The sequence below is a fragment of the Flavobacterium sp. Sr18 genome (assembly GCF_011064265.1).
Taxonomy (GTDB): Bacteria; Bacteroidota; Bacteroidia; order Flavobacteriales; family Flavobacteriaceae; genus Flavobacterium; species Flavobacterium petrolei.
In genome coordinates, this window is the sequence record NZ_CP049329.1 from 2494016 (window position 1) to 2509394 (window position 15379).

15 protein-coding genes are annotated in these 15379 nt (G+C 34.9%); 7 read left to right on the top strand and 8 right to left on the bottom strand.

Features of this window, described 5'->3' with window-relative positions; genetic code table 11:
- Positions 1–172: 172 nt before the first annotated feature.
- Entirely contained in the window at positions 173–655 is a 483-nt protein-coding gene (locus tag G7A72_RS10995; protein WP_165152500.1) for a dihydrofolate reductase, read from the bottom strand.
- Positions 656–664: 9 nt separating this feature from the next.
- On the bottom strand, positions 665–1000 hold the full coding sequence (locus G7A72_RS11000) for a 2TM domain-containing protein (RefSeq protein ID WP_165152501.1): 336 nt from the start codon (positions 998–1000) through the stop codon (positions 665–667).
- Positions 1001–1238: 238 nt separating this feature from the next.
- On the opposite strand from G7A72_RS11000, the gene G7A72_RS11005 reads away from it, so the two are divergent.
- Complete coding sequence (locus G7A72_RS11005; protein ID WP_165152502.1) at positions 1239–1535, top strand: isoamylase early set domain-containing protein; 297 nt, start codon at positions 1239–1241, stop codon at positions 1533–1535.
- Positions 1536–1560: 25 nt separating this feature from the next.
- Here the strand turns inward: G7A72_RS11005 and G7A72_RS11010 are convergent, their stop codons facing one another.
- From G7A72_RS11010 to G7A72_RS11025, 4 genes are all read right to left on the bottom strand, one after another.
- Positions 1561–2385 (bottom strand): thymidylate synthase, encoded by an 825-nt coding sequence (locus tag G7A72_RS11010; RefSeq protein ID WP_165152504.1) that lies wholly within the window; start codon positions 2383–2385, stop codon positions 1561–1563.
- Positions 2386–2454: 69 nt separating this feature from the next.
- Positions 2455–3084, bottom strand: a complete 630-nt coding sequence (locus tag G7A72_RS11015) for a bifunctional nuclease family protein (RefSeq protein ID WP_113664389.1) — start codon at positions 3082–3084, stop codon at positions 2455–2457.
- A gap of 138 nt (positions 3085–3222) precedes the next feature.
- On the bottom strand, positions 3223–4191 hold the full coding sequence (locus tag G7A72_RS11020; protein WP_113664388.1) for an electron transfer flavoprotein subunit alpha/FixB family protein: 969 nt from the start codon (positions 4189–4191) through the stop codon (positions 3223–3225).
- 83 nt (positions 4192–4274) lie between these two features.
- Entirely contained in the window at positions 4275–5021 is a 747-nt protein-coding gene (locus G7A72_RS11025; protein WP_165152506.1) for an electron transfer flavoprotein subunit beta/FixA family protein, read from the bottom strand.
- Positions 5022–5311: 290 nt separating this feature from the next.
- On the opposite strand from G7A72_RS11025, the gene G7A72_RS11030 reads away from it, so the two are divergent.
- The 5 genes from G7A72_RS11030 to G7A72_RS11050 all read left to right on the top strand — a co-directional run bounded on the left by G7A72_RS11030 (position 5312) and on the right by G7A72_RS11050 (position 12858).
- Positions 5312–6292, top strand: a complete 981-nt coding sequence (locus G7A72_RS11030; protein ID WP_066082989.1) for a pyruvate dehydrogenase complex E1 component subunit beta — start codon at positions 5312–5314, stop codon at positions 6290–6292.
- A 126-nt stretch (positions 6293–6418) separates the two neighbouring features.
- Complete coding sequence (locus tag G7A72_RS11035; RefSeq protein ID WP_165152508.1) at positions 6419–8905, top strand: DUF5686 and carboxypeptidase-like regulatory domain-containing protein; 2487 nt, start codon at positions 6419–6421, stop codon at positions 8903–8905.
- Between the two features lie 141 nt (positions 8906–9046).
- A complete protein-coding gene (locus tag G7A72_RS11040; RefSeq protein WP_165152510.1) occupies positions 9047–9649 on the top strand; it encodes a DNA-3-methyladenine glycosylase in 603 nt (200 codons plus the stop codon).
- Positions 9650–9756: 107 nt separating this feature from the next.
- Positions 9757–10287: an inorganic diphosphatase gene (locus G7A72_RS11045; protein ID WP_165152512.1), complete on the top strand. Its 531-nt coding sequence runs from the start codon at positions 9757–9759 to the stop codon at positions 10285–10287.
- A 111-nt stretch (positions 10288–10398) separates the two neighbouring features.
- Entirely contained in the window at positions 10399–12858 is a 2460-nt protein-coding gene (locus G7A72_RS11050; RefSeq protein ID WP_165152514.1) for a sodium-translocating pyrophosphatase, read from the top strand.
- Between the two features lie 83 nt (positions 12859–12941).
- Here the strand turns inward: G7A72_RS11050 and G7A72_RS11055 are convergent, their stop codons facing one another.
- Positions 12942–13556, bottom strand: a complete 615-nt coding sequence (locus tag G7A72_RS11055) for a deoxynucleoside kinase (RefSeq protein ID WP_113664383.1) — start codon at positions 13554–13556, stop codon at positions 12942–12944.
- On the bottom strand, positions 13556–14347 hold the full coding sequence (locus tag G7A72_RS11060) for a hypothetical protein (protein ID WP_165152516.1): 792 nt from the start codon (positions 14345–14347) through the stop codon (positions 13556–13558). The genes G7A72_RS11055 and G7A72_RS11060 overlap by 1 nt, the downstream gene beginning before the upstream one ends.
- Positions 14348–14461: 114 nt before the next feature.
- Here G7A72_RS11060 and G7A72_RS11065 point away from each other — a divergent pair, with 114 nt between their 5' ends.
- Entirely contained in the window at positions 14462–15361 is a 900-nt protein-coding gene (locus G7A72_RS11065; RefSeq protein ID WP_165152518.1) for a GLPGLI family protein, read from the top strand.
- The last annotated feature ends 18 nt before the right edge of the window (positions 15362–15379 follow it).

Genomic DNA, 15379 nt, shown 5'->3' on the forward strand with positions numbered 1-15379 from the left:
TTTTTTGAGATGTATTCTCAAAAAACATCAAATATTATAATCTCCATTTCTGGAGTATTATTAGTATTTGTAATTTTTATTTTATGTTATCAAATACTCTTTCAAGAGTAGTTCATTTCTCTTAATCAATGGTTTAAAAAAAAACATCCCGTAAAAAGGATGTTTTTTTGTTTTATTTTCTAATCAACGTTTGGAAAGTATAATCATAAAGATGTTTTTCATCTTTTTCATTAAATTCGGATAGTATTAGTTGCCATTCTTTAGGATATATTTCAGGAAAATAGGCGTCCGCTTCAAATTCTTGGTGAACGCGGGTAATATCTATTTTATCCGCATAAGGCATTCCCAGGTTGTATATTTCTCCGCCCCCTATTATGTAAGAATCCTCATTTTTTGGGCAAATTTCAAGAGCTTTTTCAATACTGTCCACAATTATGCAACCTTCAGCTTGGTATTCTTTTTGTCTGGTAATTATAATATGAGTTCTGTTTGGCAATGGCTTTAGAAAACTTTCAAATGTTTTTCTGCCCATGATAATATGATGGCCAGAGGTAAGAGATTTAAATCTTTTGAAATCATTTGGCAAATGCCAAACTAATTCATTGTTTTTTCCTAGCGCATTATTCTCGGCAACAGCCGCAATCATTATTATCATGATGGTCTACTATTGTTTAAGTTCATCGTTAGTTATTTGAGTTTGTAATTGCTCCATTTTCTTTTTTTGCAAAGTGACAAGTCTGTCAATTTGTTCTCTTTCCCAATCTTTATTCATAAATCGATCAGTGATGAAAATTTTTATAAAATGTAGAATAAAGAGAAACAACCATATTGTAATAATCCAAAGATACCAATCGGTAACTACGGTGCTGTTAAGAAATTTGTGGGCGACAAACAGTAGTAAACTTCCTAAAACGAAGAGAACGAAATGATAATACAATCGTTTCTTTTGTTTTATTCTTCTTCTTGCATACTCATATTGTTCGTGTAATTCTTTTTCCATTGATCTAATTTTAGATTATAAAGGTAAAATTTATTTCGCAAAGTCGTTGTTTAGCGTAGGGATAATTTTGGGAGAAAACGTTTTCTGATTTTTGAATAGTAAATTTACAGTGCTTTAAAATGTTAAATTTATCAAAAATTAACATTGTTTATCGTATTCCATTAAATCTTTATAGTGCTTATTGAAACTTCAATATGTTTTGTTTACTTTGTTTCATAAATCTATAAATGAATGTGTTATGGCAATTAAGAAACAGTTTGTAAAAACAAAACCAGTTTGTAAAGTTACTTTTTCAGTAGCTGCAAAAGAGGCAAGTCAAGCTTCCGTTGTAGGAGATTTCAATAATTGGAGTGTTGCTGATGGTGCTTTGAGCAAATTAAAAAATGGTACTTTCAAAGGAGTTTTCGATGTCAATAAAGATGCGGCCTACGAATTCAAATACGTAATCGACGGAGTATTTGTCAATGAGCCCGAAGCAGATTCTTTCAAATGGAATGAGTTTGCAGGAAATGAAAACGGTGTTTTAGTAGTTTAACTAAAACACCGTTTTTTTTATTGGATTAGACCGCAACACTACCTTTTATCAAGGCATGTGGTTCGTAGCCTTCGAGCGTGAAATCGTCAAAATCGAATGCGAAGATGTCTTTTATATTAGGATTCAAAATCATTTTTGGTAATGGTTTTGGCTCACGGGACAATTGCAATTCGAGTTGTTCAAAATGATTGTTGTAAATGTGTGCGTCACCAAAAGTGTGAATGAATTCGCCGGGCTGTAAATCGCAAACCTGAGCAATCATCATAGTGAGTAATGCGTACGAAGCAATATTAAAAGGCACGCCTAAGAAAATATCAGCGCTTCGCTGGTACAACTGACACGATAACTTACCGTCAGAAACATAAAACTGAAAGAAAGCGTGACAAGGAGGTAAAGCGGCTTTATTGTTAGCTACATTTTCATCAAATGATTTTGAAGTGTCCGGAAGAACCGAAGGATTCCATGCCGAAACCAGCATTCTGCGACTGTTAGGATTGGTTTTTAATTCTTTAATCAATTCAGAGATTTGGTCAATTTCTTCACTATTCCAGTTGCGCCATTGGTGTCCATAAACAGGTCCCAAATCGCCATTGGCATCAGCCCAAGCATCCCAGATTTTAACGCCGTTTTCCTGAAGGTATTTTATATTGGTATCGCCTTTTAAAAACCAAAGCAATTCATAAATAATAGATTTTAAGTGCAGTTTTTTGGTGGTAACCATTGGGAAACCTTCATTCAAGTCAAAACGCATTTGATATCCAAAGACACTTTTTGTTCCTGTTCCCGTACGATCTCCTTTTTGACAACCGTTTTCCATAACGTGTTGCACTAAATCTAAATATTGCTTCATTTTTGGTGGGTTCGGTGATTTTTTAATTGGTTATTTGCAATCAAATTATCAAATAACTGAAATGTCAATTTACGATTCTCTTTTTGAAATTTCATCTCTAATCTTTGCGGCTTTCTCATAATCTTCATGAGAGACGGCTTGATCTAATAACTCATTCAATTCTTGTAAACTGTGTTTCGAATAGGTTTCTCCAGATTGATTGCTTTCTTCTTCTCGTCCAAAAGTGTCAGGATTAGAAAGCACATCATCAATTTCCTGAGAGTCTTTGTTAGGATCTAAAGGATTTGACTTCAAATAAATTCCAGCTTTGTCCAGAATGTTTTTATATGTAAAAATAGGAGCATTAAAACGCAATGCCAACGCAATGGCATCTGAAGTTCTGGCGTCAATAATCTCTTCAATTTTATCTCTTTCGCAAATGATACTTGAATAAAAAACACCATCAACTAATTTATGAATAATGACTTGTTTTACGACAATATCAAAACGTTCTGCGAAATTTTTGAACAAATCATGGGTCAAAGGACGTGGTGGTTTTATTTCTTTTTCCAAGGCAATGGCGATGGATTGGGCTTCAAAAGCACCAATGACAATGGGTAATTTTCTTTCGCCGTCAACCTCATTCAAGATCAAAGCGTAGGCTCCGTTTTGAGTTTGACTGTATGAAATTCCTTTTATGGATAATTTAACTAAGCTCATAATTGTTGTTATGGGAAAGTACAAAGTACTTTTTTTGATAAAAATTAATCAGCAATTTCAAAAAAGAAATGCTACTTAAAAGCAAAGATACAAATATCTTGTTTTTAAGTAGCATTTAAATTAATGGTATGCTATAATTTATGAATTCTGAGCTTTGAAAGCTTTAAATTTTTCAATTAATTGTGGAACAATTTCAAACGCGTCACCTACAATTCCGTAGTCAGCCACTTTGAAAAATGGTGCTTCCGGATCGCTGTTGATTACCACTTTCACTTTAGAGGAGTTGATTCCCGCAATGTGTTGTATTGCTCCAGAAATTCCAATCGCAATATAAAGGTTTGTAGCAACCGGTTTTCCAGTTTGTCCTACGTGCTCTCCGTGAGGTCTCCATCCTAAATCAGAAACTGGTTTTGAACAAGCAGTTGCTGCTCCAAGAACGGTTGCCAATTCCTCTACCATTCCCCAGTTTTCCGGACCTTTCAATCCACGACCAGCTGAAACAACAATATCAGCATCTGCAATTGAAACTTTTCCAGAAACTTTTTCAACTGATTCTACTTTTACACCAAAATCATTTTCTCCAATAGTTGGATTAAAATCTTCTTCCGTTAATGTTGAAGGCGTTTCAAAAATCCCATAAGAGTTTTTTGCAAGTCCAAGCACTTTTACGTCTGTTGCAATTTCAGTAATATTGAACGCTTTGTTTGAAAAAGCATTTCTTTTTACTTGAAAAGGCGAAGTTGAAACTGGTAATCCAACCACATTTGAGGCGTAGCCAGCTTCTAAAGCCACTGAAACAAGTGACGAAAGATAAATACTGTCTGTAGTTGAAGAAAGTAAAACTAATTTCACGTTTTCTTTTTGAGCCGCTTGTTTGATGACATCAGCGTATGCTTTTGCAGTAAATCCGGATAATTTATCGTTGTTTACTTTTAATACTTTGTCTACTCCGTATTTTGATAATTCCGAAACATCACCAGCATTTACAGTTACTGCTGTAACGGTAGTTCCTAAACTTTCAGCTACTTTTTTCGCATAAGAAGCCAATTCGAATGCTACTTTTTTAAATTTACCTTCTGCGTATTCCGCGTATATTAATATTGACATGATTTTTTGTTTTAAATGTTGAATTATAAATTTTAAATGTATTTGAGAACGTTAATTCACAATTTAAAATTCATAATTTAAAATTATATTACTTTAGCTTCGTTGTGTAATAAATTGATTAGTTCATCTAAATTGTCAGCAGCAATTAATTTTACGGCTGATTTAGGAGCTGGTTTTTCAAATTTTACTGCTTTTGTATTTACAGTAGCGTCAACTGGCTCCAGAATTGTCAATGCTTTTGTTCTTGCAGTCATAATTCCTCTCATGTTTGGAATACGCAAGTCTTTTTCTTCTACTAATCCTTTTTGGCCACCAATGATTAACGGCAAAGTAGTAGCAACAGTTTCTTTTCCACCATCAATTTCGCGAACTGCTTTTACATTAGTTCCATCAACAGTAAGACTTGTGCAAGAATTAAGGAAGTTGTATCCTAAAATTCCGGCAATCATTCCAGGTACCATTCCACCATTGTAGTCTAAAGATTCTTTTCCAGCGATAATTACATCGTATGCTCCGTTTTTGATTACTTCAGCAAGTTGTTTGGCTACAAAAAATCCATCAGTAGGAGTAGCATTCACACGAATTGCTTCGTTAGCGCCTATTGCTAATGCTTTTCTTAAAGTAGGTTCGGTTTCTGGTCCTCCAACATTTACAACAACTACTGTTGCGCCTTGTTGTTCTTGGAACCAAATGGCACGGGTTAAACCAAATTCATCATTAGGATTGATTACATATTGTACTCCATTGGTGTCAAATTCAGAATCACCGTTGACAAAGTTAATTTTTGAAGTAGTATCAGGAACGTGACTGATGCAAACTAATATTTTCATACTTATATATTTAATTATTCGTAATTTCTTTTACAAATTTAAAATATTAATTCGAATAATATACTATGCATGCATAATATTTTTTGTTACTATTTCGATTTCGTAGCCCGGATAGCAGCGGCATCCTTCCTGTGGCTCCTTTAGCCACAGGAAGATACAGCGGAGAGCCGGAAACAGCTCCTGAAAATTATCGTAGTAAATCCTGAATTAATTTAGCGTGATTTATGCTTTTAAGTGATATAAAATATTTATTTTTGCTTTTCGAAAAATAGACACATACAACATATAATATGAGAACGATACAATTTAGAGAGGCCATTTGCGAAGCGATGAGTGAAGAAATGCGTCACGATGAGTCCATATACTTAATGGGTGAAGAAGTTGCAGAATATAATGGTGCTTACAAAGCATCTAAAGGAATGCTTGCTGAATTTGGCGAGAAAAGAGTTATTGATACTCCTATCGCTGAGCTTGGTTTTACTGGTATTGCAGTAGGATCAGCTATGAACGGATGCAGACCAATTGTGGAATACATGACATTCAATTTTTGTTTAGTAGGGATTGACCAAATTATAAATAATGCTGCCAAAATGCGTCAGATGACTGGTGGACAATTTAATGTGCCTATCGTTTTTCGTGGTCCAACAGCTTCGGCAGGACAATTAGGAGCGACACACTCACAAGCATTAGAAAACTGGTTTGCGAATACTCCAGGTCTTAAAGTAGTAGTTCCATCTACGGTTTATGATGCTAAAGGTTTGTTGAAAGCGGCTATTCGTGATAACGATCCTGTGATTTTCATGGAATCAGAACAAATGTATGGCGATAAAGGAGAAGTTCCAGATGGTGAATATGTAATTCCGTTAGGAGTTGCGGATATCAAACGAGAAGGTACGGATGTAACGATTGTTTCTTTCGGAAAAATTATCAAAGAAGCACATATTGCTGCTGACGAATTAGCTAAAGAAGGAATATCTTGTGAAATTATCGATTTGAGAACCGTGCGTCCTATGGATTATGAGACGATTTTAACATCGGTTAAAAAAACAAACAGATTAGTGGTTCTTGAAGAAGCTTGGCCTTTTGCAAGTGTTGCTTCTGAAATCACCTATATTGTTCAAGAACGTGCTTTTGATTTTCTTGATGCTCCAATTCAACGTATTACAACGGCAGATACACCAGCGCCTTATTCTCCGGTTTTATTGAAAGAATGGTTACCAAATGCTGGTGACGTAGTAAAAGCGGTTAAAAAAGTAATGTATAAAAAATAGATCAATTAGATTGCTAGGCTTCTTGGATTGTAAGATTTCGATCTCAGAACGCTCACAATCTAAGAAGTCTAAACTTAATAACTTCATCAATTATTTAATTTGATGAAGTTTTTTTTTTGAATGATTATGAAAAAGAATTTCTTGTTTTCCCTGCTTTTGTTGTTGGTATCAGCAACTGCTGTTTTTGCGCAAACAAAAGTGAGTGGTGTTGTGGTGGATAAATTGAATCAGCCGATTCCCTTTGCTAATGTCGTTTTCAAGAATTCAAGTGAAGGAATTGTTGCTAATGAAGACGGTAAATTTTATCTGGAATCTACTAAAACGTATTCAGTATTGTTGATCTCATCTGTTGGGTTTTCTGAAAAAGAAATTACGTTAGAAAAACTAGTCAATTACAATTTAAAAATTCAGCTAAACGAAGCGGAGAGTTTAAACGAAGTTGTAATCTTTACCGGAAAAACGTCTAAAAAAAATAATCCAGCGTTAGATATTCTTCGAAAAATCTGGGAAAGAAAACGTCAAAACGGGTTGTATTTGTTTGACCAATACCAAATGGAGAAATATGAGAAAATAGAATTTGACATGAATTCTATTGATAGTGCTTTCATGAAAAGTAAACTTTTCAAAGGGATGGAGTTTATCTTTAATCAAATGGATACTTCAAAAATCACGGGTAAAACCTATCTGCCCATTTTTGTAAACGAAACACTGAATGATGTTTACGGAGACAATAAATTGAAGAAATTAAAAGAGAAAATTAAAGCCAGTAAAACTTCTGGATTTAATGGAAATCAACAGATTTTGACATTTGTGAAAGATTTGTATTCCACTTACGATATCTACAATAATTACTTAACCTTTTTTGATAAAAGTTTCACCAGTCCGTTATCTAAAACTGGGATTGATGTTTACAATTATGTATTGAAAGACAGTGCTTATATTGATGATAAATGGTGTTTTAATATTGTTTTCTATCCAAGGCGCAAAAACGAATTGACTTTTAAAGGAGATTTTTGGGTTAATGATTCCACATTTGCCATCAAGAAAATCAATATGGCGGTTACCAAAAGTGCTAATATCAACTGGGTAAAAGACATTTATTTAGAGCAGGAATTTGAGGTGGTCAGCGATTCAGTTTTCTTATTGACAAAGGATTATTTGATGTCCGATTTTGCTTTAAACAAAAAAGAAAAATCTAAAGGCGTTTACGGAAAACGAACTACTTACTATAGAAACCATCAGTTCAATAATGAAAAACCAGTTGCTTTTTATAAAGATGAGGTCAATTATATGGATGCCGATGTCTATAATAAATCAGATGAATATTGGGACGAAAACCGATTTGAGAATTTGACCAAAGACGAATTAGGGGTTTATAAAATGCTGGATACGTTGCAAACGGTCAAAAAGTTTAAACAAATTTATAGTACGGTTCAAGTATTGGCAAGCGGTTTTTTACAGTTTGGAAATTTTGATTACGGTCCTATTTTTTCCACATTTGGTTATAACGAAGTAGAAGGTGTTCGATTGCGAGCTGGTGGAAGAACGTATTTTGGTACAAACGACAGTTGGCGTATACAAGGTTATACAGCGTATGGATTTAAGGATGACAAATTCAAATATGGTTTTTCCGGAAAATGGATGGTCGATAAGAAAAAAAGAATCATTTTGTCCGGAGGAAACAGGCGTGATATTGAGCAAATTGGCGCGAGTCTAACCACGACTTACGATATTTTGGGCCGAAGTTTCGCTTCGTCTTCTGTATTTTCATCGGGGAGTAACGGGAAATTGACAAACATTAATTTAAGCAATGTTGCGGTAGAAATTGAACCTGTTAAAAATTTGATTTTCCAAACTGGAATTTCCTATCGCACACTCGAATCTGCATCGCCAACTTTCAGTCTGGATTATTATACAGATATTGCAAATGGTGTTGCAAAAAGCGATGTGAAACAATCAGAAGTTAATTTTCAGGTTGAATACACTCCTAAAAGAAAAACTATAGGATTTGCCGTAGAAAGAGAAAATGTCGACAGCCCGTACAGTCGCTTTTTTGTTAATTACAGTCATGGTTTTAAAGGATTATTGGATAGTGATTTCAAATATGACAAATTGCAATTGTACTACAAACAACCCATTATCATCGGACCTTTAGGGAGAACTAATATCATCATGGAAGTGGGAAAAACTTTTGGAACCGTTCCTTTGGGACTCATGAGCGTGATCCCGGGAAATCAAACTTTTTTCATACTTGAAAATACCTTTAGTAACCTTAATTTTTATGAATTTGTTGCAGACCAATATGCTACTTTGCAGTGGAATCACAATTTCAACGGCCGGTTATTCTCTAGAATTCCGTTTATGCGCAAACTCAATTGGAGAGAAATTGTATCTGTAAAAGGGGTTTATGGTAGTATTTCTGATGAAAACAGAGCGATTAATGCCTCAGGATTGGTGTACAATGCACCGGAAAAAGGCTATTGGGAATACAGCGCCGGAATTGGGAATATCTTCAAAGTATTCCGTATCGATTTTGCTTGGCGAGGGAACTATCTCAATGTGCCGGAAACGAATCGTTTTACAGTAAAAGGATCGTTCGGGTTTAATTTTTAGGAGCTATTCCGGCTATTCGTTACAATCTTTTATCCCGTTAAAAAACGAGATGAAAGGATTTTCATTTCAAACGAAGTTCACTAAACTCCTATTAAAAATAGATGTTAAGTGAAGTAATCCTGGCTAAAAAAACATCAGATTATGCAAGAAGCAATCGATTATCTTTTAGAAAAAGATGCCATTTTCAAGTCAATCATTGAAGAATACGGAATGCCAACTATTCCCAAAAGGCCACAAGGTTTCGAGACTTTGGTATTATTGATTTTGGAACAACAAGTTTCTATTGATTCGGCGAAAGCGACTTTTTTAAAAATAAAAACTACTTTAAAAACGGTAGTACCCGAGATTCTTCTTCATGTATCGGATGCCGAATATAGGAATCTTGGCGTAAGCCGTCAAAAAACGTCCTATATCAAAGCTTTGGCGACAGCCATATTAAATAAAGATTTAGATTTAGAAACTTTGCAAAACAAAACGGCTCAGCAAGTGCGCGAAGAACTGATCAAAATCAAAGGAATAGGCAACTGGACTATCGATATTTATTTGATGTTTTGCTTGCAAGCACCGGATTTATTGCCTTTGGGAGATATAGCAGTGGTAAATACCATCAAGGAATTACTGGATATTCATGATAAGGACGCGATCGAAATTCATGCGAAACAATGGAGTCCGTATCGTTCCTTTGCAACTTATCTTTTGTGGCACCATTATTTAAAGAAACGAAATAGGACAGTGGTTTACTAAAGTACTCACTCTTAAAATTTAATCAAGAGATAACATGAATTTTTTATTGTGAAAAGGGATACTTTCCTTACTTTTGCACCCATAAATATAGAAAAGAAAAAACTAAAATGACTGCAGACAAATTAACAACTTTCGATGTCTTAATCGAAATACCAAGAGGAAGTAGAAATAAATACGAATATGATTTCGAAATAAAAAGAATGCGTTTTGACAGAATGTTATTTTCTTCAATGATGTATCCTGCTGATTATGGATTTATTCCGGAAACATTAGCCTTAGACGGAGATCCATTAGATGTTTTGGTTTTGGTAAATGAACCAACTTTTCCTGGATGTGTAATGGAAGTAAAACCAATCGGTGTTTTCCACATGGCAGATGATAAAGGTCCAGATGAAAAAGTAATTTGTGTGCCGGTTTCAGATCCAATCTGGAACTCTCTAAACGATTTGTCAGACATGAATCCACATTTACTAAAAGAAATCGAACATTTCTTTCAGGTTTATAAAGATCTTGAAAACAAAACAGTAGATGTTGGTGGTTGGGGCGATGTGAATGAAGCGTATGCCATTATCAAAGAATGTATAAAGCGTTTTAATGATATTGAAAACAAACCAGAAGGATTATTTAGTATTAAATAATTTTACATCATAATTTTTACAAAAAAAGCAATATTCTGTTAAGAGTATTGCTTTTTTGTTTAAATTCGTTTTATTACACTATTAATTTTAACCAAAAACCAAACCAAAATTATGAATACAATAATGATTTATTTGCCAATAGCCATGGCATTTATTGGACTGGCATTTATGTTTACGAAGCGAGCATGGGTTTTAAAACAAGATCCCGGTGACGGTAAGATGAAAGAGATTTCGGATTACATTTACGAAGGTGCTTTAGCTTTCCTAAAAGCAGAATATAGGTTATTGACTTTCTTTGTCATTGGAGCAAGTGTTGTTTTAGCCGGAATTTCATTTATCGTTCCTACGACACACATATTAATAGTGGTTGCTTTTATTTTTGGTGCTTTTTTCTCGGCTTTAGCGGGGAACATGGGGATGAAAATAGCAACAAAAACAAATGTTAGAACTACGCAGGCTGCACGTACGAGTTTGCCGCAAGCTTTAAAAGTTTCTTTTGGCGGTGGAACTGTAATGGGATTAGGAGTTGCAGGTTTAGCCGTTCTAGGATTGACCACTTTTTTTATTTTCTTCTTCCACTTTTTTATGAATGGAGTTTGGACTTCGACAGAAGATATGACTATTGTATTAGAAACATTAGCCGGATTTTCTCTAGGAGCAGAATCTATCGCTTTGTTTGCCAGAGTTGGGGGTGGAATTTATACCAAAGCTGCCGATGTAGGTGCTGATTTAGTTGGAAAAATAGAAGCCGGAATTCCTGAGGATGATCCTCGAAATCCAGCTACAATTGCGGATAATGTTGGTGATAATGTGGGTGACGTTGCCGGAATGGGAGCTGATTTATTTGGTTCTTATGTTGCAACCGTTTTAGCAGCGATGGTTCTTGGTAATTATGTTATCAAAGATATGGGAGGGAATATTCAAGATGCTTTCGGCGGAATTGGACCTATTTTATTACCAATGGCAATCGCCGGTTTTGGGATTTTATTTTCGATTATCGGAACGATGGTTGTGAAAATTACAGATGATAATGCAAAAGAAGCGCAAGTGCAAAGCGCTTTGAATAGGGGAAACTGGCTTTCAATAGGATTAACTCTTATTGCCTGTTATTTTTTAGTACAATACATGTTGCCGGAAACCATGAAAATGGATTTCTTTGGTGAAGGGACTAAAGAAATTTCATCGATGCGTGTTTTTTATGCTACGATTGTTGGTTTAGTAGTTGGAGCTGTTATCTCATCGGTTACGGAGTATTACACAGGATTAGGTACAAAACCAGTTATGGCCATTGTACAAAAATCTTCAACTGGAGCAGGAACAAATGTAATTGCAGGTTTGGCTACGGGAATGATTTCTACGTTTCCAACTGTACTTTTATTTGCAGCAGCAATCTGGTGTTCTTATGCTTTAGCAGGATTTTATGGTGTTGCTTTGGCTGCTTCAGCGATGATGGCAACAACGGCAATGCAGTTGGCAATCGATGCTTTCGGACCAATTTCGGATAACGCCGGAGGAATTGCAGAAATGAGCGAATTACCTAAAGAAGTACGTACCAGAACGGATATTTTAGATTCAGTAGGGAATACAACTGCCGCAACAGGAAAAGGTTTTGCAATCGCTTCGGCGGCATTAACATCACTAGCTTTATTCGCTGCGTATGTTACGTTTACCGGAATTGATGGAATTAATATTTTCAAAGCACCAGTTTTAGCGATGTTATTTGTGGGCGGAATGATACCGGTAGTTTTCTCGGCCTTGGCCATGAATTCTGTTGGAAAAGCAGCGATGGATATGGTGTATGAAGTACGCCGCCAGTTTAGGGAAATTCCTGGAATTATGGAAGGAACAGGAAAACCGGAATATGCAAAATGTGTCGATATTTCTACCAAAGCCGCTTTGCGCGAAATGATGTTGCCAGGAATTTTGACTATTGGTTTCCCAATCGCGATTGTTCTTTTGGGCAAATTAGTATATTCAGATAATAACCAATTAATTGCAGAAATGTTAGGAGGGTATATGGCTGGAGTTACTGTTTCTGGTGTGCTTTGGGCTGTTTTCCAAAACAATGCCGGAGGTGCTTGGGACAACGCCAAAAAATCTTTTGAAGCAGGAGTGATGATTAATGGTGAAATGACATATAAAGGTTCTGATGCGCATAAAGCGGCCGTTACCGGAGATACTGTTGGAGATCCGTTCAAAGATACTTCTGGACCATCAATGAATATTTTGATTAAATTGACGTGTTTGATAGGTCTTGTAATTGCCCCTATTTTAGGAAATGGAAGTCATACAATTTCTGATACAGCTAGTTGTTGTGTTGCTTCAGGAAAATGCACCTCGATGTCAGCGGAGGAATGTAAAGCAAAGGGTTGTACAAATAAAACTTGTGAACATATGAATGCAGCTGCAATGCCAAATCATATGATGTCTAAAGAAGTTTCTATTGAAAAAACTAATGTTGACGGAAAAGTAAAAGCCACCATTAAAACAAATATTAATGGGAAAGTTACTGTTCAAAATTTTGAAGGAACCGATAAAGAAGTTCAGGCAAAAATTGATAATCTGAATTAATTAAAAGTTTTGTAAATAAAAAATGCCTCGCAATTGTGAGGCATTTTTCTTTACGAAAATCTGTAGTAATTTGTGAAATCTGTTTAAAACAACCCGTTCAATTCGGCATCAATTCGGTTAAAAATATTTCCTAAATCTTCAGGATTATCAACAAAATTTATGTTGTCAACATCAATAATTAATAATTTTCCTTTGTCGTAGGTTTGAATCCAACCTTCATATCTTTCGTTCAATCGACTCAAATAATCAATAGATATTGAGTTTTCGTATTCACGACCTCGCTTATGAATTTGCCCTACTAAATTAGGGATTGAACTTCTTAAGTAAATCAATAAATCAGGCGCTTTAACTGTGGATTCCATCAATTCAAAAAGAGAAGAGTAATTCTGAAAATCGCGATTGGTCATCAAACCCATTGCATAAAGATTGGGCGCAAAAATATGTGCATCTTCATAAATAGTTCGGTCCTGAATGATTTTTTTGCCGCTTTCGCGAATTTGCATTACCTGACGGAAACGACTATTCAAGAAATAAATTTGTAAATTAAACGACCAACGTTCCATTTGATGGTAAAAATCATCTAGGTATGGATTGTCGACAACGTCTTCATAATGCGGTTCCCACTTGAAATGTTTCGCTAACAAGCGCGTTAAAGTTGTCTTTCCAGAGCCTATGTTTCCTGCTATTGCTATGTGCATTACGGTATTATGATTTTATAATTTGTAATTCCTTCGGATGTAAAAATAGATAAAATTTGGTCTTTGTAATAAAATTTTTTAAAGCTTTTTTCTGCAATTTTAATCTCCGTTTTTTGATCTTTTTCTAAATCCTGAAAAATTAAACTTCCGTTTGTTGAATAAATAAACTGATTTTTATTTATAATTTCAATTGATTCAAAATCAGGAACTTTTCCGTTGTTTGTAATTCTTCCAAAAATATCACAAGCGTACCAATTGTTTTTGTTGTCAATCCAATAAAATGCATTAAAATCTGAAAAATAATTCTTAATATTTTCCGCAGAAGGAACTGAAATAGTCTTGTAAATAGTGTTCAGATAATCAAATAATCCTAATTGCTGATTCATACTGTTATAAATCCAAAGCTGATTTTGGGACGCAATCCCAATTGCTGAAACCACAATAGGAATTGTACTTTCTGAAAAATTGATTTTTTGGATTTCATTCAGTTGATTGTCCAAAAGGATAACGGTGTTGAAATTTTCGTAAAATAATACGATTTTAAGCGGGTTTTGGAGGTCTACTTTGGTGATTTTACCCAAAGAAATATTCTTGTATTCTAAAGTGTCTCGCGTATTAATTTTAGAAAAGACATTGTTTTTTATGGTGTAATAAAAACCAAAGGGATCATATCCCAGAAATTGATCACCATCAAAACGGATGGAATCCATTAAAACAGCATTTTGCTTTAGATTTTGAGAAATCATCATTGAAAATGAACCTATTAATAGCAACAGTATTACTTTTTTCATGAAAGCGAAATTACAATTAAACCTTTTATAATTATAAAGGTCTTACTGTTATTTTAACAGAATGGTTGTAACAAAAATAGTCTTTTTCACTCTTATTTATCAAAATCCAATAATATGTATAAAGTAATTTTCACATTAGTATTAGCAGTTGCATCATTTATGGGACTTCAAGCTCAGGAATTTCAAGGAATGGCGGTGTATGAATCAAAAACCAGCACTTCCGATTTTAAAACCCGAATGGAGGGAAACAAAAATATGACTCCGGACATGCAGAAAATAATCGAGGAAAGAATGAAGAAGATGTTCGAAAAAACATTTATCCTCAACTTTAATAAAACAGCTTCTATTTATAAGGAAGAAGAAAAGCTAGAAGCGTCAACACAAGCGGGTGGAGGATTCCGAATGATGTCAAGCTTTGCTGGCGGCGGCGGTACCTTTTATAAAAACGTAAAAGACAAACAGTACAGTAATGATAAAGAGTTTATGGGAAAAGAATTTTTGGTTAAAGATTCGCTTACGAGTCTAGCTTGGAAAATGGAAGCTGAAACAAGAGTAATTGGAGGATATACTTGTTATAAAGCCACGGCTGTAAAAAAACCTAGCGCATCTGATTTTAGAAACATGAGACCGCGAAAAGAGGATGCGGATAAAAAAGAAGGAGCAAAACCAGCGGATGATAAAAAAACAAATTTTTTAGATGCGGTTGAAGTGCCTAAAGAAATAGTAATTACTGCATGGTATACCCCTGAAATACCGGTGAGCCAGGGTCCAGAAGGATATTGGGGTTTACCGGGATTAATTTTGGAAGTGAATGATGGCAGAACAATCATTTTATGCTCTAAGATTGTACTGAACCCAAAGGATAAAGTAGAAATTAAATCCGTAATCAAAGGAAAAGTAGTTTCTCAAAAAGAGTATGACGAAGCCGTAATGAAAAAAATGGAGGAATTCAGAGAGATGAATCAAGGTCGTGGCGGCAGAGAAGGCGGCATGCAAATTCGTTTTGGAAATTAATACCTGTAGTTATACACC